This is a genomic window from Bradyrhizobium sp. USDA3516, assembly GCF_057651995.1.
In genome coordinates, this window is the sequence record NZ_JBYGYN010000008.1 from 198,136 (window position 1) to 220,758 (window position 22,623).

Annotated in this window: 15 protein-coding genes; 5 read left to right on the forward strand and 10 right to left on the reverse strand. The window is 65.4% G+C overall.

All coding sequences use genetic code 11. From position 1 onward, the window contains the following. Positions 1 to 54: 54 nt before the first annotated feature. Entirely contained in the window at positions 55 to 1,248 is a 1,194-nt protein-coding gene (locus AC24YW_RS24600) for a CaiB/BaiF CoA transferase family protein (RefSeq protein WP_487485137.1), read from the forward strand. A gap of 76 nt (positions 1,249 to 1,324) precedes the next feature. On the opposite strand, the gene AC24YW_RS24605 is transcribed toward AC24YW_RS24600, so the two are convergent. The 8 genes from AC24YW_RS24605 to AC24YW_RS24640 form a co-directional block, all read right to left on the reverse strand. After that, a complete protein-coding gene (locus AC24YW_RS24605; RefSeq protein ID WP_487485138.1) occupies positions 1,325 to 2,206 on the reverse strand; it encodes an outer membrane protein in 882 nt (293 codons plus the stop codon). A gap of 170 nt (positions 2,207 to 2,376) precedes the next feature. Further along, positions 2,377 to 3,894 carry a tripartite tricarboxylate transporter permease gene (locus AC24YW_RS24610; RefSeq protein WP_487485139.1) on the reverse strand — a complete coding sequence of 506 codons (1,518 nt, stop codon included), beginning with the start codon at positions 3,892 to 3,894 and terminating at the stop codon, positions 2,377 to 2,379. 16 nt (positions 3,895 to 3,910) lie between these two features. Next, the gene (locus AC24YW_RS24615; protein ID WP_487485140.1) at positions 3,911 to 4,453 is read right to left on the reverse strand and encodes a tripartite tricarboxylate transporter TctB family protein; all 543 of its coding nucleotides are present in this window, start codon (positions 4,451 to 4,453) and stop codon (positions 3,911 to 3,913) included. A gap of 167 nt (positions 4,454 to 4,620) precedes the next feature. Beyond that, the gene (locus AC24YW_RS24620) at positions 4,621 to 5,595 is read right to left on the reverse strand and encodes a Bug family tripartite tricarboxylate transporter substrate binding protein (RefSeq protein ID WP_487485141.1); all 975 of its coding nucleotides are present in this window, start codon (positions 5,593 to 5,595) and stop codon (positions 4,621 to 4,623) included. 199 nt (positions 5,596 to 5,794) lie between these two features. Further along, positions 5,795 to 9,703, reverse strand: a complete 3,909-nt coding sequence (locus AC24YW_RS24625) for a beta strand repeat-containing protein (protein WP_487485142.1) — start codon at positions 9,701 to 9,703, stop codon at positions 5,795 to 5,797. Between the two features lie 569 nt (positions 9,704 to 10,272). Further along, positions 10,273 to 11,070 (reverse strand): enoyl-CoA hydratase/isomerase family protein, encoded by a 798-nt coding sequence (locus tag AC24YW_RS24630; RefSeq protein WP_487485143.1) that lies wholly within the window; start codon positions 11,068 to 11,070, stop codon positions 10,273 to 10,275. Between the two features lie 57 nt (positions 11,071 to 11,127). Beyond that, complete coding sequence (locus tag AC24YW_RS24635; RefSeq protein ID WP_487485144.1) at positions 11,128 to 12,327, reverse strand: pyridoxal-phosphate-dependent aminotransferase family protein; 1,200 nt, start codon at positions 12,325 to 12,327, stop codon at positions 11,128 to 11,130. 132 nt (positions 12,328 to 12,459) lie between these two features. Beyond that, the gene (locus AC24YW_RS24640; RefSeq protein ID WP_487485145.1) at positions 12,460 to 13,662 is read right to left on the reverse strand and encodes a pyridoxal-phosphate-dependent aminotransferase family protein; all 1,203 of its coding nucleotides are present in this window, start codon (positions 13,660 to 13,662) and stop codon (positions 12,460 to 12,462) included. Between the two features lie 133 nt (positions 13,663 to 13,795). On the opposite strand from AC24YW_RS24640, the gene AC24YW_RS24645 reads away from it, so the two are divergent. From AC24YW_RS24645 to AC24YW_RS24655, 3 genes are all read left to right on the forward strand, one after another. Further along, a complete protein-coding gene (locus tag AC24YW_RS24645) occupies positions 13,796 to 14,530 on the forward strand; it encodes a GntR family transcriptional regulator (RefSeq protein ID WP_487485146.1) in 735 nt (244 codons plus the stop codon). Between the two features lie 104 nt (positions 14,531 to 14,634). Next, positions 14,635 to 17,610, forward strand: coding sequence for an FAD-binding and (Fe-S)-binding domain-containing protein (locus AC24YW_RS24650; RefSeq protein ID WP_487485147.1), 2,976 nt, complete (start codon positions 14,635 to 14,637; stop codon positions 17,608 to 17,610). Beyond that, positions 17,603 to 18,031 carry a GlcG/HbpS family heme-binding protein gene (locus AC24YW_RS24655; protein WP_036007469.1) on the forward strand — a complete coding sequence of 143 codons (429 nt, stop codon included), beginning with the start codon at positions 17,603 to 17,605 and terminating at the stop codon, positions 18,029 to 18,031. The genes AC24YW_RS24650 and AC24YW_RS24655 overlap by 8 nt, the downstream gene beginning before the upstream one ends. Before the next feature lie 116 nt (positions 18,032 to 18,147). Here AC24YW_RS24655 and AC24YW_RS24660 read toward each other — a convergent pair whose 3' ends face one another. Beyond that, positions 18,148 to 18,930, reverse strand: a complete 783-nt coding sequence (locus AC24YW_RS24660; RefSeq protein WP_487485148.1) for an enoyl-CoA hydratase/isomerase family protein — start codon at positions 18,928 to 18,930, stop codon at positions 18,148 to 18,150. A 166-nt stretch (positions 18,931 to 19,096) separates the two neighbouring features. On the opposite strand from AC24YW_RS24660, the gene AC24YW_RS24665 reads away from it, so the two are divergent. After that, on the forward strand, positions 19,097 to 20,485 hold the full coding sequence (locus AC24YW_RS24665) for a caspase family protein (protein ID WP_487485149.1): 1,389 nt from the start codon (positions 19,097 to 19,099) through the stop codon (positions 20,483 to 20,485). Here the strand turns inward: AC24YW_RS24665 and AC24YW_RS24670 are convergent. Continuing rightward, positions 20,458 to 22,584: a molybdopterin oxidoreductase family protein gene (locus AC24YW_RS24670; protein ID WP_487485150.1), complete on the reverse strand. Its 2,127-nt coding sequence runs from the start codon at positions 22,582 to 22,584 to the stop codon at positions 20,458 to 20,460. The genes AC24YW_RS24665 and AC24YW_RS24670 overlap by 28 nt on opposite strands. Between the last annotated feature and the right edge of the window lie 39 nt (positions 22,585 to 22,623).

Below are 22,623 nucleotides of genomic sequence, written 5' to 3' on the forward strand. Positions count from 1 at the left end.
GCGTGATCTCTGGCCACTATGGTAGGTCCGCAACCTGTCCCGGAGCCTTTCACGATGCCCTTCCCGCATGCCTCGGAAGCCCTGTCGCGCTTCACAGTGCTCGATCTGACCCGTGTCCGCTCCGGACCGACCTGCGTGCGGCAGCTCGCCGACTGGGGCGCCAACGTCGTCAAGATCGACGCCCTGACCGAGGATGCCGGCGGCGAGCAGCCGGGCGGACCGCGGCGCGGTTCCGACTTTCAGAATTTGCACCGCAACAAGCGTGCGATGACGCTGAACCTGAAGGACGAGCGCGGGCTCGCGGTGTTCAAGCGCCTCGCCGCCAAGGCCGACGTCGTGGTCGAGAATTTCCGGCCCGACGTGAAGAAGAAGCTCGGCATCGACTACGACAGCCTCGCCGCGATCAACCCGCGGATCGTCTATGGCAGCATCTCCGGCTTCGGCCAGGACGGTCCCTACCACAAGCGGCCCGGCTTCGATCAGATCGCGCAAGGCATGGGCGGGCTGATGTCGATCACCGGCGCGCCGGGCGAAGGCCCGATGCGGGTCGGCATTCCCGTCGCCGACCTCAGTGCCGGTCTGTTTTGCGCGATGGGCATCCTCACCGCCCTGCTCGAGCGCGAGGTCTCGGGCAAGGGCCAGTGGGTGCAGACCTCGCTGCTGCAGGCCCAGATCTTCATGCTCGACTTCCAGGCCGCGCGCTGGCTGATGGAGAAGGAGGTCGCCAGGCAGGCGGGCAACAACCATCCGACCAGCATTCCGACCGGCGTGTTCAAGACCTCCGACGGCTACATCAACATCGCCACCACGGGCGGGCGGATCTGGGAGCGCTGCGCGCAGGCGATCGGCGCACCGGAGCTCTACACTCATCCCGACTACGCAACGGCTCCCGCCCGCTCCAAGAACCGCGATGCGCTCAACGCCGAGATCGAGAAGCGCACCGTGACGAAGTCGACCGAGACCTGGGTCCGCGAGTTCAACGAGGCCGGCGTGCCCTGCGGGCCGATCTATGCCATCGACCAGATGTTCGAGGACGCGCAGGTCAAGCATCTCGGCATTGCACAGGACGTGCCGAACGACGAAGGCCGGCATATCCGGCTGGTGGGCCAGCCCGTGACGCTATCGCGCACGCCGAGCAGTATGGTGGCGCGGCCGCCGGAATTCGGCGAGCAGACCGAGGAGGTGCTGAAGGAGTTCGGCTTCGGAGCCGACGAAATCGCAAGGCTCCGCGACGCGAAGGTGGTGTGAACCTCGCGCGCCCCGTCTGCAACGACAAAGCCCGGCGCGAGCCGGGCTTTGCTTCTTGTTGACGCCTTGGTTGATCTCAGTACTTGGCGACGACCGGGCTGTCGAACTGGTAGTTGATGCCGGCGCGCAGGATGTGGTCGGTGAAGCGCGACGAGACATTGGCGCTGATCGGCAAGGCGGGCGACAGCGTGAACGGACCGGACGAGAAGCGCCCGAGATCCATGTAGAGATATTCGAGCTTGGCGCTCCAGTTCCGGGTGATCTTGCCCTCGACACCCACGCCGGCAGTCCAGCCCACGCGCGTGGTCGAGTTGGAGCCGACCGACGTAATCGGAGCGCCAAAGGGCGCAATGCCGCTGAAGCTGGTCATCGTGCCTGTGGTCTTGATTTCGCCGAAGGCCAGACCGCCGGTGCCATAGAACAGCACCTTCGGAGTCGCCAGGATGCCAACGCGGCCCCGGACCGTGCCGAACCACTGGAGCTTCTGGTCGACCGTCAAGGTCGTGCCAGCCAGACCGCCGGGCGGCAAGAACGTCAGGCCGGGAAGACAGGGTCCGGCGACCGGCGCGACGGCCGTACCGACGCAGCTGAAGCCGGCGCTTCCCTTCTCGCCCGACCACTGGAGGTCGCCCTCGATGCCATAGACCCAGTTGGCATTTTGCCAATTGTAGCCGGCTTGGCCGCCCGCGATACCGCCGTTCATGTCGAACGCCCCACTGGTGATGGAGCCGGCCGGAGGCGCGATCGGTGTGCCAGTCGGCGTGTTAAAATAGGAGACGTCAGTGCGCGAACGGCCCCAGCTGTAGCCGCCGTTGGCGCCGACATAGAAGCCCGTCCAGCTCCAGACCGGATCGACGATCGGCGCCTTGACATAGGGCTTTGCCGCGAGATCGGCGGCCAGCGCGCCGGTCGCAAACAGCGACATCGCGGCCGCCATTCCAATCACTATCCGCTTCATGGAGAATTCCCCCTTGCACAATCTTGTGATCGAAATATAGCCGCATGTCCGCCCAGGGGCTGTGCCGCCGCGGCAACATTCGGAAACAATCGCACTCGCGGTAGTATCCCGGCCGAAAAACCACCCGTTCTTTTAAGTTATTGATTTAAAAGAGACATCGATCCCCCGTCCTAGGGCGATGTAGCTCCGGTCCTGTGCGTCAACCCGACACGGGCAAGCAAGCCGTCGATCACCGGCCAGAACAGCAGCAGAATCGCCAGGGTCGTGATCGAACCGACCAGGCCGTTCGACCAGAACACCTTCAGGGTGCCGCCGGAGCCGATCATCGACAGGCGGAAGGCATCCTCGGCGCGGTTGCCGAGCACGAGCGCCAGGGTGAACGGCGCCAGCGGAATGCCGATCTTCTTGAAGACGTAGCCGACCACGCCGAAGCCCAGCATCAGCCAGATGTCGAACATCGCGTTCTGGATGGCATAGGCGCCGATCGCGCAGGACACCACGATCATCGGCGCCACCGCCGCGAACGGCACGCGCAGGATCGAGGCGAAGATCGGCACCGTCGTCAGCACCAGCACGAGGCCGACGACGTTGCCGAGATACATCGAGGCGATCAGGCCCCAGACGAAATCCTTGTGCTCGACGAACAGCAGCGGCCCCGGATTGAGGCCCCACACCATCAGCCCGCCGAGCAGGATCGCGGCCGTGCCCGAGCCGGGAATGCCGAGCGCCAGCATCGGCAGCAGCGCCGAGGTGCCGGAGGCATGCGCCGCCGTCTCCGGCGCGAACACGCCCTCGATGCGGCCCTTGCCGAAGCTCGCGGGCTCCTTGGCGAAGCGTTTTGCCAGATTGTAGCCCATGAAGGAGGCCGCGATCGCACCGCCCGGGGTGATGCCGAGCCAGCAGCCGATGAAGGAGGAGCGCAGCAGCGTCACCCAGTATTTCGGCAGATCCTTCCAGACGCCGAGCACGACGCGCAGCGAGATGCTGGCCGCATGTCCGCGCAGCGCAAGGCGCTCCTCCATCGTCAGCAGGATCTCGCTGATGCCGAACAGGCCGATGACGGCGACCAGGAAGTTGATGCCGCGCAAGAGCTCCGGCGAGCCGAAGGTCATACGCAGACTGCCGGACACCGTATCCATGCCGATGCCGGCGAGCAGCAGGCCCAGCGACATCGAGATGACGGTCTTGTGCTTGGCTTCGCGCCCGAGGCCGACGAAGGAGCAGAAGGTGAGAAGATACACCGCGAAGAACTCGGGCGGGCCGAATTTCAGCGCAAAGGACGAGATCATCGGCGCGAGGAAGGTGATCAGGAGCACAGCGACCAGCGAGCCGACGAAAGAGGAGGTGAACGCCGCAGTGAGCGCCTCCGCCGCCCTGCCCTGTTGCGCCATCGGATAGCCGTCGAAAGTGGTCGCGACCGACCAGGCTTCGCCCGGGATGTTGAACAGGATCGAGGTGATGGCTCCGCCGAACAACGCGCCCCAATAGATGCAGGACAGCATCACGATGGCCGAGGTCGGGTCCATCGTGAAGGTCAGCGGCAACAGGATCGCAACGCCGTTGGGGCCGCCGAGCCCGGGCAGCACGCCGACGAAGATGCCGAGAACCAGCCCGACCATCATCAGCACGAGCGTCTTCCACGTCAGCAGGACGGCAAAGCCGTGGAACAGGAGACCGAGAGCTTCCATCGCGCGGGGGCTCCGCCTAGCGCCCGAGGGCCGCTTCGAGCGGCCCCTTCGGCATGATGACGTCGAAGGCGACGTCGAAGGTGACGAACATGATCGCCGTGAACGCGAACGCGGTGAGCAGCGACTTCCACAGCGCGATCCGGCCGACGAGGCGCATGAAGCCCGCGATCAGGAGAAAGCTCGCGACATAGAGGCCGAGGAACTGCGTCGCCAGGCAAAACAGCAGCGTCGGCACGAACACCGCCAGCACGCGGCGGCCTTGCGCGCGCGTGACGAAGGTTCCTGACGAGGCGCGCCGCGCAAGCAACGCGGTGATCAGGCCGTAGAGGCTGCCGCCGGCGAGAATGACGGACAGATAGAACGGGAAATAGCCGGGCTCCGGCCCGGTCGCATCCCAGGACGCGCCGGTGCGCCAATTGTCGTGGCCGAGCGTGACCGCGAGCGCGAGCAGCAGCAGGCAGACGACGATCTCGACCGTGCCGGAAGAGACGACGGAAGGGGAATCGTCTTCGGGCGCGGTGGGATCCTCGACGACGATCTCGATATCGGTTTGGGACATGGACTGCTTGGACCAATCCCCTCTCCCCCTTGCAGGGAGAGGGTTAGGGTGAGGGGGAGTCTCCACGAGGACGGTGAGAGTCGGACTCGCGGAGAGTCCGCCTCACCCGGATTGCATCTTCGATGCAATCCGACCTCTCCCCGCAAGCGGGGCGAGGTGGAGGCCGGCTACTTCGCGACGAAACCGGCTTCCGTCATCAGCGACTTGTTCAGCGCATCGTCCTCCTCGAGGAACTGCACCATGTCCTTGCCGGTGAGGAAGATCGGCTTCAAGGCCTGTTTCTCCATGTAGTCCTTGTACTCCGCGGTCTGCGTCACCTTGTGGAACAGATCGACGTAGAACGCCTGCTGCTCCGGCGTGACCTTGCCGGGCAGGAACATCGCGCGCAGCATCAGATATTGCACGTCGACGCCCTCCTCCTTGCAGGTCGGGATGTCGGCCCAGGACTGGGTGTCCGTCACCTTGGTCGTATAGGCAATGCGCTCCCGGTCGAACACGCAGAGCGGACGTACCTGGCCTGCGCGCCAGACCTCGAGATTTTCGGATGGGTTGTTGACGTTGGCCTCGGTGTGGTTGCCGACCAGCTGGGTCGCGGCCTCGCCGCCGGACTTGTAGGGCAGATAGGAGAATTTCGCCCCGGTCTTCTGCTCCAGGAACACGGTGAGCACGTGATCCTCGCGCTTGGAGCCGGTGCCGCCCATCTTGAGCGGCGCGCTCGCAGCCTTCGCAGCCGCGACGAATTCCTTCAACGTCTTGGGGCCTGCGCTGTTGTCCCACAGCACGAACTGGTCGAGCGCGACCACGGCGACCGGCGTCAGCTCGCGCCAGTTGAACGGGATCTTCGCCGACAGCGGCAGCATGTAGATCAGCGAATAGGCAATCAGCACCTTGTTGGGATCGCCCTCGCTGGACTTCATGTACATCAGCGCTTCCGCACCCGAGGCACCGCCCTTGAGCGAGACCACGATCGGCTGCTTCATCAGATTGTTCTTCTGAATCGCGGCCTGCATCATCCGGGCCATCTGGTCGGAGGCGCCACCCGCACCCGCCGCCACCACGATCTCCACCGGTTTCGTCGGCTCCCAGGCCGCAACGGCCGGCGTGCCACAAAGCGCGGTTGCAAGCGCAATGGCAGCCTTCATTCCATGTCCCACGTGCGTCTTCCCTGTGTTCTTGTTTGCATTGGAAATTCAACGATGAATTCAACGTCCATTGTGCTGGCGAATGCAGCCGAGTTCAAGCCATCCCCGCATCATCCCACTCATGATTTTGGAATGAGGTGGCTCGGCGCATGACGGCGCGGGCCTGCCTGGCCCGCGCCTTGGCGCGATGGCGATGGATCTAGACGACCAATATGTCGTGCTGACCGAGCAGCACGCCGCTCTGGAGGGTGACCAAGGCGACCGCAGCGCCTTGCGTCCCGTCGGCGCTGAAATAGAGCGTCTGGCTCGCGGTGTCGAAGTGGAATTGGGACGAGCCCGAAAACACATCGTCACCGGAAGCTTCGAACGTCACGTCCATCCCCGCCGTCAACCCGCCGCCGAACCCGCTCGCCGAGACCGCGATCCGGTCGTGCTCGGTGGTGTTGTTGAAATCGCCGACCGCGCTCGGGCCGGACGGCTGCAGGAAGGCGAAGCAGTCGTCGCCACTGCCGCCGGTCATGGCATTGCCGCTCGCGGTGGCGATCAAGACGTCGTTGCCGCCGCCCCCGCTCATCGTTTCGGTCCCGTTGGTGGCGATCAGGATATCGTCGCCGCCGGTGCCGGTCAGCGCGGTCGCGCCGGCCGCGTTGTTGACGATGGTCGCGGTGGCCACATTGGACGAGGTCGTGTTGCCGTCGGAGGTCGTGTAGCTGAACGAGCCGCCGAGCGTCGCGTCGTCGCCGAAGAAGGCATCTCCGAACTGGAAGGCGCTGCCGCCGGAGCTCGCCGTGATGGTGCCGAGCGACAAATGGTCGATGCTGTCGGGGTCGGTATCGTTCATGGCGAGCGCCCAGCCCGGGATCGCGACCGTCGCGTTGGCGCCGACGTCGGTGATGACCGTCTCGCCGACCGCACTCGGGGCGTCATTGGTGCCGATGATGGTGACGGTGACGTCACGCGTGGTCGAGCCGCCGTTGTTGTCGGCGATCGTCACCTGATAGTCCTGGGTCAGGGTCTGCCCCTGCGCCAGGAACTGGATGTCGGCATTGTCGACCGTGAAATGCCAGGCGACCGATCCCGTGCCGCCGGCCTCGCTGACCGGATCGAGCGAGAACGTGCCGACATAGCCGCCGGCGCTCGGCACGAAGCTCGCGCTGTGCGTATCGCCGGGATCGACGTCGGAGAACGACAGCGCACCTTGCGTGGACTCGGTAGCGGGCCCGGTCGCCGGACTGACGTTGACGGAATCGAGGATCATGCCGGTGCCGTCGGTCTGGTAGGAGAACTGCAGCAGCGTAGAGGACAGCAAGCCGTCGCCGAGCACGTCGAAGGAATAGTGGTTGACGCCGGACGGCACGTTGGCGAGCGCCAGGATGGTCACGCCGTTCCACGACACGGTGAACGGCGCGTTGACGCTCTCGGGGTCGCCGATGACGTCGAAGCTGACGAAATAGTGCTGGCCCGGCGTGGTCGCGACGTTCTGCGACAGCGTTTCCGGGCTGCTGTTCGCCTGCAGCTCGACCGAATAATGGCCGAAGCTGCCGCCGAGCTCGAGCTGCGTGACTTGGATATGTCCGCCGCCGCTCACCGTCCAATTGGCGAAATTGCCGGTCTCGAAATCGCCGTTGAGGATCACCGGTGGGCCGGCGTCCTCCGTGACCGCCCCGCTGAGACTGGCCGCCGTGACGAGCGGATTGTCGTTGGCGCCCGCGACCTCGAAGGTCAGCGTGGTCGAGGCCTGATGGCCCTGGCCGTCATCGACGGTGAAGGTGAACTGGTCGGTGACGCTGTCGCCGGCAACAAGCGCGTCGACCGAGGGATCCGCGACATAGCCGTAGGAGCCGTCGGCGTTCAGCACCAGCGTTCCATGCGCACCGGCTACCGCAACGCCGACATTGGCGGCGCTGCCGTTGACCTCGGTCACGGTCCGCGGCGTGCTCAAATCCACCGGCTGCGTGATGTCGAAGATGGCTCCCGTGGCGATGCCCGTGCCGGCATCCGGGCCGGCGGTATCGGACGCTGCGATCGTCAGCGGCGTCAGAACCAGCGGATCGGCCGCCCCATCGATGGTGACGGTGACGGTCTGGGCCGAATAGATGTAGCCGTCCCAGACGTTGACGGAATATTGCACAATCAGCGTCTCGCCGAGGCTCAGGAAATCGAGATCGGCATCGGGGATGCTGAAGGTCCAATCGATGCTGCCGAAGCCGGTGCCCGTGGAATCGTGCAGCACGGTGGCGAGCGCCGATTGCAGGTCCACGAGCGTCTGCCCCGGGACGGCGAAAGGATTGGCCGACCACACCGCCGAATCCAGCACGACGCTGATCGAATGCGTGTCCGACAGATCGACGTCATTGAAGCTCAGCGTGCCCGTCGGCACCGGGCTCGTGGTGTTGGGCGACGGCGAGCCGGTCACGCCCGGCTGCTCGGACAACGAGGCCGATTCCGGCCCGCTCGTGATCACCGGCGCGTCGTTGGCGCCGGCGATCACGACGGAGACGGTCTGGGTCGCGTTGGTCGAGCCGTCCGCGACCGTGATATCGTAGGTCACCGTCAGCGTCTCGCCGGCGGCGAGATAGTCGAGATCCTGATCGGGAATCGCAAAGTCCCAGTCGATGCTGCCGCTGCCGGTACCGGTGGAATCGTGCAGCGTCGTCGTCAGCGCCGCAGCGAGATCGGCCTGTGTCGCGGCGGGCGGCGTCGGCCCCGAGGTCGAGTCCAGCGTCACCGTCACCGTGTGCGTGTCGCTGGTGTCCTGGTCGGTGAAGGCCAGCGTGCCGGCCGGGCTCGTCGGCGTCGTGTCGAGAACCGGCGAGCCGGTGGTGGCCTCCAGCTCGGCCACGGTCGAGGATTGGGGTCCACTCGTGATCACGACCGGCTCATTGACGCCGAGGATCGTGATGGTGACGTCCCGGGTCGTGGCAGCTCCGGAGGGATCGGTGACGGTGACGTGATAGACGAGCTCGAGCGTCTCGCCGCCGTTGAGGAAACCGGCCGAGGAATTTGGAAACGCGAAATTCCAGTCGACCTCGCCGATCAGATGGCCGGTCGAATCCTGGAGCGAAGTGCCGAACGCGGCCAGCAATTGCGCATTCGTCAGAGGTATCGCGCCGCCGCCGGAACGGCTCGCCGTGACCGTCGTCGAGACGACATGCGTGTCGGCAAGATCGATGTCGGCAAAGACCAGGCTGTCATGCGCGGTGAGATTGCCGGCCGGGTCGACATCTTCATCCTCGACGAGAGCGGCCGAGTCCGGGCACGACAGGAACAGCGGCCGGTCGTTGGTGCCGACCACCGTCACGGTCACTGTTTGGGTGGAGACGCCGCCGGCATGATCGTCGAGCCGCACGGTGTAGGTGATGTCGAGATGCTGGCCCGCGGCCAGATAGTCGAAGGCGAGATCGGGCGCGGAAAAGGTGGTGTTGATGGTGCCGGCCGAGGAGCCGGACGCCTTGACGACGTTGTCGACATGGAAGAACGACATCAGCTCGGCAGTGCCGAACGGGCCCGGCAACAGGCCGGCGGTGGCACCGGAGGCGGAGACGCCCGTCACGGTCGCGGTGTGCCCGGTGTTGGCGAGGTCGTCGTCGGTGAAGTTGAGCGCGACGTGAACCGTGTCGGGCGAGAGCGACAGCGTCTGATTGGCCTGCTCGGTGACGGTCGCCGCCGTCGTCATGTTGAAGACCGGCTTGTCGTCCGTGCCGGTGACGGTGATCTTGACCGTCTGGATGGCGAAGCCGCCGTGATTGTCGAATACCTTGATGTCGTAGGTCAGGACCAGCGTCTGGTTCCTGGCGAGGAAGTCGAAATCCCCGTCCGCGTCGCTGAAACTCCATCTGAGCTGGCCCGATCCGTTTGCATCGCTCAGGATCTGCGATTGCATCGCGGTCTGAAAATGCCCGAGCGACGCCGCCGGGATGGTCGTTCCGCCTGATACCACGGCGGAACGCAGCGTCGCCGACGTCGTGTGGGTGTCGGTCCTGTCGCTGTCCCTGAATCTCATCGTTCCGGACAGCGTGTGCAGCGAGGTTGAATCGTTGAGGTTGGCAAATTCGGTGAAGCTGCCCGTTGCGGACGACGAGGTGAAAACCGGCGTGCGGTTGGTCATGGAAAAATCCCTGCCTGCGTTGCCATGGAGGCGCCGCCGCAGATGCATGCGGCGGCGTGACTAATCGGCCTGAGAAATCAGACGAGACGCGACGGTCTCGCATCAAAGCGATGGCTTAAGGGGTCTTGGTTCAGGACATTCGGTTTGCTCGCGAGACCGAGCCTGGGGTCGAGATGGTCAATGAAATTCTGACGCGGCTCGCGTGGTCGAAATTACGTCGCTAAGTCTACAGTTCAATTTCACTTCAATGACGCCTGGTTGCCGCACGGCCGGTCAGAACGCCTCACGCAAATTCACGTCACTCAATTTCGATCGAAACTAAAATGCTTGCCGGCCGGTCGGCGCAAAACTTCAGAAGGCACGATGCAACCTCCGCGATCTTATGCATGAGCCCCCTCGCCCGTCAACGCTGCCGCGCAAATTCGGGCCCACGCAATCGCAGTTCCGACGCGTGGAACCGCTTGATGAATTTGTGACAATTGCAGTTGCGCGCGACCGACGGCTAACGTCCGGCGATCGGCCAGCTCGCCGCGCCACATCCGGCACGGCGAAAGTCGGACGGAGGCGGGCTATTTGCCCTTCCAGACCGGCGCCCGCTTGTTGAGGAAGGCATCCATGCCCTCGCGGAAATCTTCGCTCATATAGGCTTTCAGGATCAGATCCTCGCCTTCCTCGCGCGAGAGCGTGCGGCGGATGCGGCGCACGGCCTCCTTGGTCGCTTCCAGCGTCAGCGGCGCGTGGCTGGCGACGAGCTTTGCAGTCTCGTCGGCACGGCGCTGCAGCGTCTCGACGTCGGGCACGATCTCGTTGAGCAGGCCGAGCGCCAGCGCCTCCTGCGCCTCGACCAGGCGCGCCAAGAAGATCATATCCTTGGTGCGGGCGGGACCGACCAGCGCGACGATGCGGCTGATGTTGGACATCGAGAGGCAGTTGCCGAGCGTGCGCGCGATCGGAAAGCCCATCCGCGTCGTCTCGGTGCCGATGCGAAGATCGCAGCAGGCCGCGATCCCTGCGCCGCCGCCGGTGCAGGCGCCGGCGATCGCCGCGATCACGGGCACGCGGCACTGCTCGAGCGTGCCGAGCACGCGGTCGATGCGCGCCTCGTAGTCGAGCGCATCCTGCGCGGTCTTGAAGGCGCGGAATTGCGAGATGTCCGTGCCGGAGGCAAACGCCTTGTCGCCCGCCCCGGTCAGGATCAGCGCCTTGATCGAACGGTCGGCGTTGATCTCCTCGCAGATCTCCGCCATGCGGTCGTACATGGCGAAGGTCATGGCGTTGCGCGCCTGGGGGCGGTTGAAGGTGATCCGCGCGATACCGTCCGTGACGGAGTAGAGCAGGTCTTCGTTGGTCGCCATCGGTGCGTTCATCGCGCGCTCACTTTCTTCGTTAAAGTTCGCTCAGGCCGCCCTCAGGCAACCTGAGCCTTAGGCGACTTGAGCCTTGGTCATCGGCACCACGTCGCGTCCCTTCAGGACGTCCATGGCCGCGAGCACGCCGCCACTCCGGTGCGGGATCTTTGCGAGGTCGAGGCCCATCTCGACGCCGGCGAGCGTGCCCATCAGCATCAAATCGTTGAAATGGCCGATATGGCCGATGCGGAACACCTTGCCCTTCACCTTGTTCAGGCCGGTGCCGAGAGACATATCGAAGTTTTCCAGCACCACCTTGCGGAAGGCATCGGCATCAAAGCCCTCGGGGACGCGCACGCCGGTGAGCGCCGGAGAATGCGCGGCGGGATCGGCACATTGCGTCTCCAGGCCCCAGACCTTGACCGCAGCACGCGTCGCGGCGCTGTGGCGCTTGTGCCGGGTCCAGACGTTCTCCAGCCCCTCCTCCTCCAGCATCTTCACGGCCTCGCGCAGGCCGTAGAGCAGGTTGGTGGCCGGCGTGTAGGGGAAGGTGCCGAGCTTGTTGAAATTGATGACCTCCTGCCAATCCCAGTAGGAGCGCATGCCGGGGTTCGCCTTGGCGACGCTAAGCGCCTTCTCCGAGACCGCGTTGAACCCGAGGCCCGGCGGCAGCATCAGGCCCTTCTGCGAGCCCGCGACCGAGACGTCGATGCCCCAGGCGTCGTGCTCATATTCCATCGAACCGAGGCCGGAGATGGTGTCGACCATCAGCAGCGCCGGATGCTTGGTGCGGTCGAGGATCTTGCGCACCTCCAGCGGCGGCGTCACGCAGCCGGTCGAGGTCTCGTTGTGCACGACGCAGACCGCCTTGATGGCGTGCTGCTTGTCGGCGGCAAGGCGCGTCTCGATCTCCGCAAGATCGGCACCGTGGCGCCAGTCGCTCGGGATGAAGTCGACATCGAGCTTGAACTTGTCGGCGATGCCGCGCCAGAGCACGGCGAACTGGCCGGTCTCGCACATCAGGACCTTGTCACCCGGCGCAAACACGTTGACCATCGCCGCTTCCCAGGCGCCGGTACCGGACGAGGGGAAGATGATCACGGGCTGCTTGGTGCGGAATACGCGCTGCATTGCGGCAAGCACGGCAAAACCGAGCTCGGCGAACTCCGGACCGCGATGGTCCAAAGTCGGCATGTCCATCGCCCGCAGCACCCGATCAGGCACGTTGGTCGGTCCTGGAATCTGTAAGAAATGCCTTCCAGTATGCACGGTCATCGGCGTCCTTCCCGGTCTTGCCTTGGTTTGGTGGGCGCCGAATAGCACCATTTGACTGGATTGTCCCCTCCTCGAAAGGGCCATTCGTGCATAGCGGGCCGGCCTGCCCTCGGCCGCTCCGTCGCGACCACCTTACGTGCCGACGATTTTCAGATGCGGCGCGGCATTGCCCTGCGGGCGCTGCTCCAGCAGCTTCATCGCGACGTCCACACCGCCGGAGCGGTGCGGCACGCCGGCCACCGACAGGCCCATCTCGACGCCGGTGAGCGCGCCGAGCAGCGTCAGCGCGTTGCATTCGCCGAGATGGCCGATGCGGAAGACCTTGCCGGCGACCTTCGACAGGCCCGAGCCGAGCGACATGTTGTAATTGTCGAGCACGACTTTCCGGAACTGATCGGCATCATGCCCCGGAGGCATCAGCACGGCCGTCAGCACCGGCGAGAACTCCGAAGGCTCCTGGCACAGAACTTCGAGGCCCCAATGATTGACCGCGGCCCGCGTCGCCGCGGCGAGGCGCTGATGCCGCGCAAAGACATTGTCGAGCCCCTCCTCGAGCAGCATCGCGATCGCCTCGCGCAGGCCGTAGAGCAGATTGGTCGCGGGCGTATAGGGGAAGAAGCCCTTGGCGTTGGGCTTGAGCATCTCCTCCCAGTCGAAATAGGAGCGCGGCATCTTGTTGGCCCTGGACGCGGCCAAGGCCTTGTCCGAGATCGCGTTGAAGCCGAGGCCGGGCGGCAGCATGAAACCCTTCTGCGAGCAGCTGACGCTGACATCGACCTTCCACTCGTCGTGGCGGTAGTCGACCGAGCCGAGCGAGGAGATGGTGTCGACCATCAAGAGTGCCGGATGCGAGGCGCGGTCGATCGCGGCGCGGATCTCGGCGATGCGGCTGGTCGCGCCGGTCGAGGTCTCGTTGTGCACGACCATCACCGCCTTGATGGTGCGCGCGGCGTCTTCGGAGAGCTTGGCCTCGATCACAGTGGGATCGGCGCCGCGGCGCCAGTCGCCCGGGACGAAATCGACCTCGATGCCGAAGCGGGTGGCCATCTGCCGCCACATCGTGGCGAAGTGGCCGGTCTCGACCATCAGCACCTTGTCGCCGGGCGACAGCGTGTTGACGATCGCAGCTTCCCAGGCGCCGGTCCCCGACGACGGGAAGATCACGACCGGCCCCCTGGTCTGGAAGATCTTCTGGCTGCCTTCGAGGACGGTCCGGCCGAGCTCGCCGAATTCGGCGCTGCGGTGGTCGATGACAGGCATGTCCATCGCGCGCAGGACGCGCTCGGGGACCGGGCTCGGCCCAGGAATCTGCAGGAAATGGCGTCCCTGAGGCATAAAAAGCTCCCCTTTGGCGGGCTATGGTCGGCTCCATTGGCTATTTTGCATTCATTTTTTGTCCGTTCAATCGAAATCTGGTATTCGATTGCAAGCGTCGACGCGACCAATCGGGCAAATTACTGTGCTGCAAATGAAATCGACGATTCCCGACAATGGGGTTCCGATCACCCCGCTCGCCGGCAATGGCGACCGGCAGGAGGCCTCCCTGCATGGCGAGATCCTGCTGCGGCTGCGCGACTACGTGGTCGAAGGCAACCTTCCCGAAGGCGCGCGCGTTCCCGAGCGGCAGCTCTGCGAGATGCTCGGCATCTCCCGCACGCCGTTGCGCGAGGCGCTCAAGGTGCTCGCCGCCGAGGGCCTGATCGAGCTATTGCCCAACCGCGGCGCACGGGTACGCCAGCTCAGCCAGCTTGATCTCGAGGAACTGTTCGACGTCATGGCAGGCCTGGAAAGCCTGGCAGGGCGCCTCGCCTGCGAAGCCATAACGGATGCGGAAATCACAGCGATCGAGCAGCTGCACTACGAGATGTACGGCCATTACCTGCATCGCGACATGCACGGTTATTTCCAGGCCAACCAGCGCATCCACGAGAGCATCGTCGCGGCCGCGCGCAACGAGACGCTGAAGATTGCCTACGCTAATTTCGCCGGCCGGATCCGACGCGTCCGCTACTCCGCCAATTTCGCCCGCAAGCGGCAGCGCTGGGCGGAAGCCATGCGCGAGCACGAGGCCATCCTCGATGCGCTGCGCCGCCGCGCCGGCAGCGAGCTCAGCGACATCCTGTTCCAGCATTTGCGCAACAAGCGGACGGCGGCGATCGAGCATCTGACCGAGCCCCAGGAGAGCGTGCCGGAATCGCCTTGAGGACACCCGGCTCCGCTCATTTTGCATTCACAAGATAGTCGGTCAGGAACCACAATGAATAACTCAGCAAGGCTGCGCCCCGCTGGATCAGTCCGGGATCAGGGATGACGAACGCCTCCTCGCTCGAACGGCGCCTGCGGTCGGAATTGACCGGCGACGTCCTGTTCGATGGCTTCAGCCGCGGCCGCTACGCCACCGACGCCTCGTTCTACCAGATCATGCCGGCGGGCGTGGTGGTCCCCAAGACCATGGACGAGGCGTTGCGGGCGCTGGCAATCGCGCAGGACGAGGGGTTGAAGGTCACCCCGCGCGGCGGCGGCACCTCGCAATGCGGCCAGACCGTCAATGACGGCCTGGTGGTCGATCTCTCCAAGCACCTCAACCGGATCCTGTCGCTCGACGTCGAAGGCCGCAGCTGCGTGGTCGAGCCCGGCATCGTGCTGGATGACCTCAACCGTCAGCTCAAAAAGCACGGCCTGTGGTTTCCGGTCGACGTCTCCACGGCCTCCCGCGCCACCATCGGCGGCATGGCCGGCAACAATTCGTGCGGCGGCCGCTCGCTGCGCTACGGCACCATGCGCGACAACACGCTGTCGATGGAGGCATCGCTCGCCGACGGCACGCTGAGCCGTTTCGGTGAGGTCGCGCGCGATCTCTCCGACCTCGATGCGAGCGACAGCACCCGCGCCCTGTTCCGCGACATGCTCGACCTCGGCACCCGCGAGGCCGACGAGATCGCCGCGCGCTTCCCAAAGGTGCAGCGCCGCGTCGGCGGCTACAATCTCGATGCGCTGGTGCCGCGCAATGCGCCGAACAACATGGCGCATCTTTTGGTCGGCTCCGAAGGCACCCTCGCTTTCACCACCAAGGTGGAGCTCAAGCTGTGGCCCGTGATCCGCAACAAGGCGCTCGGCGTCTGCCATTTCGGCAGCTTCTACGAGGCGATGGACGCGGCCCAGCACCTCGTCAAGCTCAAGCCGATCGCTGTCGAGCTGGTCGACCGCACCATGATCGCGCTCGGCCGCGACATCGCGATGTTCGCACCGGTCATCTCCGCGGCGATCAAGGGCGATCCGGATGCCGTGCTGGTGGTCGAATTCGCCGAAGAGGACCAAGCCGACAATCTGGTGCGCCTCAAGCAGCTCAGCGAGCTGATGGGCGATCTCGGCTTCGGCTGGCACAACGACAGGCGCAAATGGGGCGGCGTGGTCGAGATCACCGAGCCGGCGCTGCAGAGCGGCGTCGCCGATTTCCGTGCGGCCGGGCTCAACGTCATGATGTCGATGAAACAGGAGGGCAAGCCGGTCTCCTTCGTCGAGGACTGCGCGGTGCCGCTGCCGCACCTCGCCGACTACACCGCGCGGCTGAACGAAGTGTTCTCCAAGCACGGCACCAGCGGCACGATGTACGCGCACGCCTCCGAAGGCTGCCTGCATGTGCGTCCCGTTCTGAACCTGAAGCTGGAGAAAGACGTCAAGGCGATGCGCGCCATCGCCGAAGAGGCTTTTGCGCTGGTGCGCGAGTACAAGGGTTCGCATTCCGGCGAGCATGGCGATGGCCTGGTGCGCTCGGAATTCCACGAGGCGATGTTCGGCGAGCGTCTCGTCGCCGATTTCAGGGAGGTGAAGCAGCGCTTCGACCCCGCCGGCGTGCTCAATCCCGGCAAGATCGTCGATGCGCCAAGGATGGACGACCGCTCGCTGTTCCGCTTCAAGCCGGACTATCGGGTCGGCGAGCTGAAGACGAAGCTCGACTGGTCCGCTTATCCCGGCGCCGGCGGCGGTTTCCAGGGCGCGGTCGAGATGTGCAACAACAACGGCGCCTGCCGCAAGCTGGAGGGCGGCGTGATGTGCCCGTCCTACCGCGCCACACGCAACGAGAAGGACGTCACCCGCGGCCGCGCCAATACGCTGCGGCTTGCGATCTCCGGCCAGCTCGGCCCCGATGCGCTGTCGTCGGATGAGATGATGGAGACATTGAAGCTTTGCGTCTCCTGCAAGGCCTGCCGCCATGAATGCCCCACCGGCGTCGACATGGCCAAGATGAAGATCGAGGTGCTCGCGGCGCGCGCCGCTTCTCACGGCCTGACGCTGCGCGACCGCCTGGTCGGATATCTGCCGCGCTATGCCGGCCTTGCTTCGCGCTTGGCGCCGCTGGCGAATGTGCGCAACGGCAGCCCGCTGCTCCGAAGGCTGTTCGAGCGCTTCGCCGGCATCAGCGCGCGCCGGGCCCTCCCCGCCTTCCGCAGCGATGTGTTCGTACCGCCCGCCGAAACCATTGGCCCGGAGACGGGGCGCGAGGTCGTGCTGTTCACCGATACTTTCAATCGCATCTATGAGCGCGAGAATCTCGACGCCGCGCTGCGTGTGCTCGCGGCCGGCGGCTATCGCGTGCATCTGCCCAAACCTGCGAGCGGCAGCCGTCCGCTGTGCTGCGGCCGCACGTTCCTCTCTGCCGGTCTCGTCGACGAAGCCAGAGCCGAGCTCGACCGGCTCGTCTCGGCCTTCGCGCCATACGCGGCGCGGGGCGTGCCGATCGTCGGCCTCGAGCCGAGCTGCCTCCTGACGCTGCGCGACGAGCTCGCGTCACTGCGCAAGGACGACGAAGCCAAGGCGATCGGCGCCCATGCGCTGACCTTCGAGGAATTCCTGGTGCGCGAGGCCGAGGCCGGAAGGCTGCAACTGCCGCTCGGCGTCGTCGCCGACAAGGCCGTGGTGCACGGCCATTGCCATCAAAAATCCTTCGGCGCCTTCAAGCCGGTCGAGCAGGTGCTGCGCCTCGTCCCGGGACTTGAGGTCGGGACCATCGAGTCGAGCTGTTGCGGCATGGCCGGCGCGTTCGGCTATGGCGCCGACACGTACGATGCATCGATCGAGATGGCCGAGCTGTCGCTGCTGCCGGCCGTGCGGCGCGCGGACCCGGATACGCTGGTCGTTGCCGACGGCACCTCCTGCCGGCACCAGATCCGAGACGGCGCCCAGCGCGAGGCGCTTCACGTTGCGCGCGTGCTGGCCATGAGCCTCGATCGCGCCAAAACCAACACCATTTCTCCAGCTGCAAAGGAAACCAGCCATGGCTGATCTCACCCTCGACACCGCCCGAAAAATCCTCGATGCCGCCTTCGCCAAGGCCGGCGAGCTGAAGCTGAAGCCGCTGGTCGTCACCATCCTGGACGCGCGCGGCGTGCTCAAGCTCGCGGCCGCGCAGGACGGCACCAGCCTGATGCGCGCCGAGATCGCGCATGGCAAAGCCTACGGCGCGCTTGCCATGGGCATGGGCTCGCGCGCTTTGTTCCAGCGCGCGCAGGAGCAGGCCTATTTCATCGATGCCGTGAACACGATCGCCAAGGGCGCGTTGGTGCCGGTGCCCGGCGGCGTGCTGATCATGGACGGCACGACCCTGCTCGGCGCGGTCGGCGTCTCCGGCGACACCTCCGACAACGACGAGGCCTGCGCGGTGGCGGGGATTCAGGCGGCGGGGCTCAAGGCGAATGCGGGGTAGCTCGTCATTCCGGGCGCGCCCATTGGCGCGAGCCCGGAATCCATTCCTCCCTATTGCGCTGCACGATGGATTCCGGGTTCGCGCTGCGCGCGCCCCGGAATGACCGGACCCTTCCCTTACCTCCCGGTCCAGACCGGCTTCCTCTTCTCGCTGAACGCCTTCAGTCCCTCCCTGGCGTCCTCGGTCATCGCGAGCAGCGCGATCTGGCTTTCGGTGTAGGCGATGCTCTCGTCGAACGACATCGAGGCGATCGCGCGCATGGCGTATTTGCCGCGGCGGATCGCGGTCGGGGATTTGTCGACGATGCGGCCGATCAGCCAGTCGACCTTGGCATCGAGCTCCGCCGTAGGCACGACGTAGTTGAGGAGGCCCGCGGCCTGCGCCGCCTTGGCGTCGAACGGCTCGCCCGTCAGCGCCCATTCGTTGACGAGGCGCGGCGGCGCGATGTTCTGCAACAGGCTCAGCACCTGCATAGGGAACACGCCGACCTTCACCTCCGGCAGGCCGAAGACGACGTGATCGGCCGCAACCGCCATGTCCGTCATGCACAGAAGGCCCATGCCGCCGGCCATGCAGACGCCACCGACCCGCGCAATCGCCGGTTTTGTGGCGTTCTGTGACAAACGTAACAGATCAGCATAGTCGACATTTGGTTTGGAATGATCCATCGCGAAAGCCGCGCCGGAATTCTGCAAGTCGGCGCCCGCGCAGAACGCCTTGTCGCCCGCGCCCGTCAGCACGATGACGCGGACGTCCTTGTCGTCATGTGCGTCGCGATAGGCTCTTGTGATGCCGGCGATGACCTCGCCGTTCAGCGCGTTGCGTTTCTCCGGCCGGTTGATGGTGATCCAGAACGCCTGCCCGCGCTTCTCGGTGATGACAGCGGTGATATCGGTCATGGCATGCTCGCTTACTTGGTCCCGTTTTGCAGCCATTTGCGGCAGGACCGGCGGCGCGCGCAAGGGCAATCTGCGAGGTCGCCTCACCATAGCGTGTGGGCGCAACTTCGCTTCGCGATTGAACTGGGGCTTGCGCGCGCTATCCTGACCGGAGATTTGATCACCGATGAGCCATTTCATGCGCGCCGCATTCATGTTGTTGCTGGCAGGATTGGTCGTGCTGAGCGGCGGTGCCGCATGCCATGCGGCCGACGCCGCGAAGATCGCGCTGGTGATCGGCAACGCGAAATATCCCGACAATGAGTTCGTCCTCGGCGAGGTCGCCAACGATGCCCAGGACGTCGCCGAGGAATTGAAGCGCGGTGGCTTCGTCGTCGACAGGCAGAGCAATCTCACCGGCGATGCCATGCGGCAGGCGCTGGGGCGCTTCTACGACCGCATCGAGCGCGGCGCGGTGGTGCTGATCTTCTTCGACGGCTTTGCCATCCAGTCCAACCGCCAGACCTATTTGCTGCCGGTCGACGCCCAGATCTGGACCGAGCCGGACGTCTCACGCGACGGCTTCAGCCTCGACGCCATCCTCGCCGAGATGAATACGCGCGGTGCCGCGATCAAGATCGCGCTGATCGACGCCTCCCGACGCAACCCGTTCGAGCGGCGCTTCCGCCGCCATTCGGCCGGCCTGGCACCGGCAATCGCCCCGAGTAATACGCTGGTGCTCTACTCCGCCGCGCTCGGCGCGGTCACGGCGACCGGCAAGACCGATCGCAGCCTGTTCGTCGCCGAGCTGCTGCGCGAAATGCGCGCGCCGAACATCAGCGCCGAGCAGGCCCTGACCAACACCAAGAACGGCGTCGTTGCCGCCACCAAGCGCGAACAGGTGCCCTGGCTGTCGTCCTCGCTGACGACGGAGTTCTCGTTCGCAAGCCCGGCGGCGCGGCCACCGCGGGACGACCCGGCTCCGACCAAGCCGGGGCCGCAGACAATCGAGCCGCAGAAGCCGGTCTGCGAGGTGCCCCAGGCGGAGCCCGCCCCGAATGCGGACGAGCTGGCACGAGATTCCGTCATCGCCGATCTCAGCCGCAAGATCGCGGCGAACGCCAACGATGTCACCTCGCGCTACAAGCGCGGCCAGGTCTACGCGATCAAGCGAGCCTATGCGCTCGCAATGCAGGATTTCGACGCAGTGCTCCGCCGCGCGCCCAGGGACGCGGAAGCCCTAAACAACCGCTGCTGGACCCGGGCTGCGACGGCCGACCTGCAAGGCGCGCTCGCCGACTGCAATCTGGCGCTCCAGATCGACCCCGGCTTGAGCGATGCACTCGACAGCCGCGGGCTCGTCAACCTCAAGCTCGGGCGCAATGCCGAGGCGATCAAGGATTATACCGACGCGATCCAGCGCAACCCGCGCTCCTCGTCCTCGCTGTTCGGCCGCGGCGTCGCTGCGCGCAGAAGCGGCAGCGACGGCGCCACCGATATCGCGCAGGCGAAGTCGATGAACCCGAACATTGCGAGGGAATTCGCAGGCTACGGCGTCACGGAGTGCACGCCTTGAGCTGAGGCCGCCATCCTGATCCAGACCTTGTTGTCGTGGAACGCCGCGCCGCCGATCGGGGCGATGGTGTCCGCGCCCGTCAGCACGTTGATGCCGCGACCGCCGATGTGGTTGCTGTTGGGATGGACGGATTCGGCGATCAGGACGCCGCGCCGCACGCCCTCGAACAGCGTCGCGATCAGCGTGGTCTCGCCGCGGCTATTGCCGAGCGTCACCGCATCGCCATCGGCGATGCCGAGCGCGGCGGCATCTAACGGATGGATCATCACGCTGGCCCTGCCCTCGCGCGCCTGCGAGGACGGCGTCTCGTTGAAGGTGGTGTTGAGGAAGCTGCGCGAGGGGCTGGTCGCAAGCCGGAACGGATGGGCCCGGTCGGCGTGCTCGATCACCGCCCAATGGTCCGGCAGATCGGGCATCTTGTCGACATCGCCCATGGTGACGCCGAACGGCGGATGCGCCCAATCGGCCCTGAAATGGAATTTGCCGTCGGCGTGAGCGAAGCCGTCGAGATAATGTGAGGTGCGGAAATCCGGCTGCAGATCGCGCCAGAGGTCGGCTTCGAGGCCGGCGATGTCGCCGTGATTGCTCAGCTTCAAGGTGGCATCGATCAATTCGCGCGGGCTCATCTCGAAGCCGGGATGCCTGGCGCCCAGCCGCGGCGCCAGCGCCTGCAACACCTGGTGGTTGGAACGGCATTCGCCCGGCGGGTCGATCAGCTTCGCACCCACCGAGATGTGCTGATGGCCGCCGCCGTAATAGAGGTCGTCATGCTCCATGAACATGGTCGCCGGCAGCACGATGTCGGCCATCCGCGCCGTCTCGGTCATGAACTGCTCGTGCACCGCCACGAACAGATCCTCGCGCGCAAAGCCTTGGGCGACCAGCGCCTGCTCCGGCGCCACCGTCATCGGGTTGGTGTTCTGGATCAGCATCGCCTTGACCGGGCCCTTACGCTGCAGAGCTTCGGCATCGCCGGTGAGGATACGTCCGATCTGCGACTGGTCGAGCGCGCGGGTGGTCTTGTCGATCGCGTCATGGCCTTCGATGATGGATTCGTTGAAGCGCCACAGCGCGTAATTGTTGAAGAAGGCGCCGCCGCCTTCATACTGCCAGGCGCCGGTCACGGCAGGAATGCACAGCGCCGCATGCATCTGCGTCGCGCCGTTGCGCGAGCGGGTGAAGCCATAGCCAAGACGGAAGAAGGTCCGCTTGGTCTCGCCGACGGCCTTGGCGAACGCCTCGATCTCCGACACCGGGACGCCGCAAATCGCCGAGGCCCATTCCGGCGTGCGCGACTTCAGATGCGCCTCGAGCTCGGCCGGACAATCGGTGTACTTGTCCATATAGGCGCGGTCCGCATAGCCATCGCGGAACAGGACATGCATGACGCCGCAGGCGAAGGCGCCGTCGGTGCCGGGGCGCAGGATGATCCTGATGTCGGCCTGCTTCATGGTCTCGTTGTCGTAGATGTCGATCGCCGCGATTTTCGCGCCGCGCTCCTTGCGAGCGCGCGCGGCGTGCGTCATCACGTTGACCTGGGTGTTGACGGGATTGGTGCCCCAGATCACGACGAGATCGGACAGGGCCATCTCGCGCGGGTCGACGCCGGCGATCTTGCCGGTGCCGATCGCAAAGCCGATGCGCGCGACATTGGCGCAGATGGTCTGATAGAAGCGCGAATATTTCTTCACATGGGTGAGACGGTTGAGCCCGTCGCGCATCACGAGCCCCATCGTCCCCGCGTAGTAATAGGGCCAGATCGATTCCGCGCCGAACTCGCGCTCGGCCGCATTGAAGCGGTGGCCGATTTCGTCCAAGGCCTCGTCCCAGGAGATCCGCGCGAACTGACCTGAACCTTTGGGCCCGGTGCGGCGCAGCGGATAGATCAATCGCTCGGGATGATGGATGCGCTCGGCATAACGGGCGACCTTGGCGCAGACGACGCCGGCGGTGTAGGTCTGCTTCTTCGAACCGCGGACGCGGCCGATGCTGCGGCCTTCGACCACCTCGACATCGAGCGCGCAGGCCGAGGGGCAATCATGCGGACAGGTCGAATGGCGGATCTCGATCTTCGGGTTGATCTTGGCGTGCTGGTTCATGTCCCAGTTCGTAACACCAAAATACCGGCCAGCCGAGCG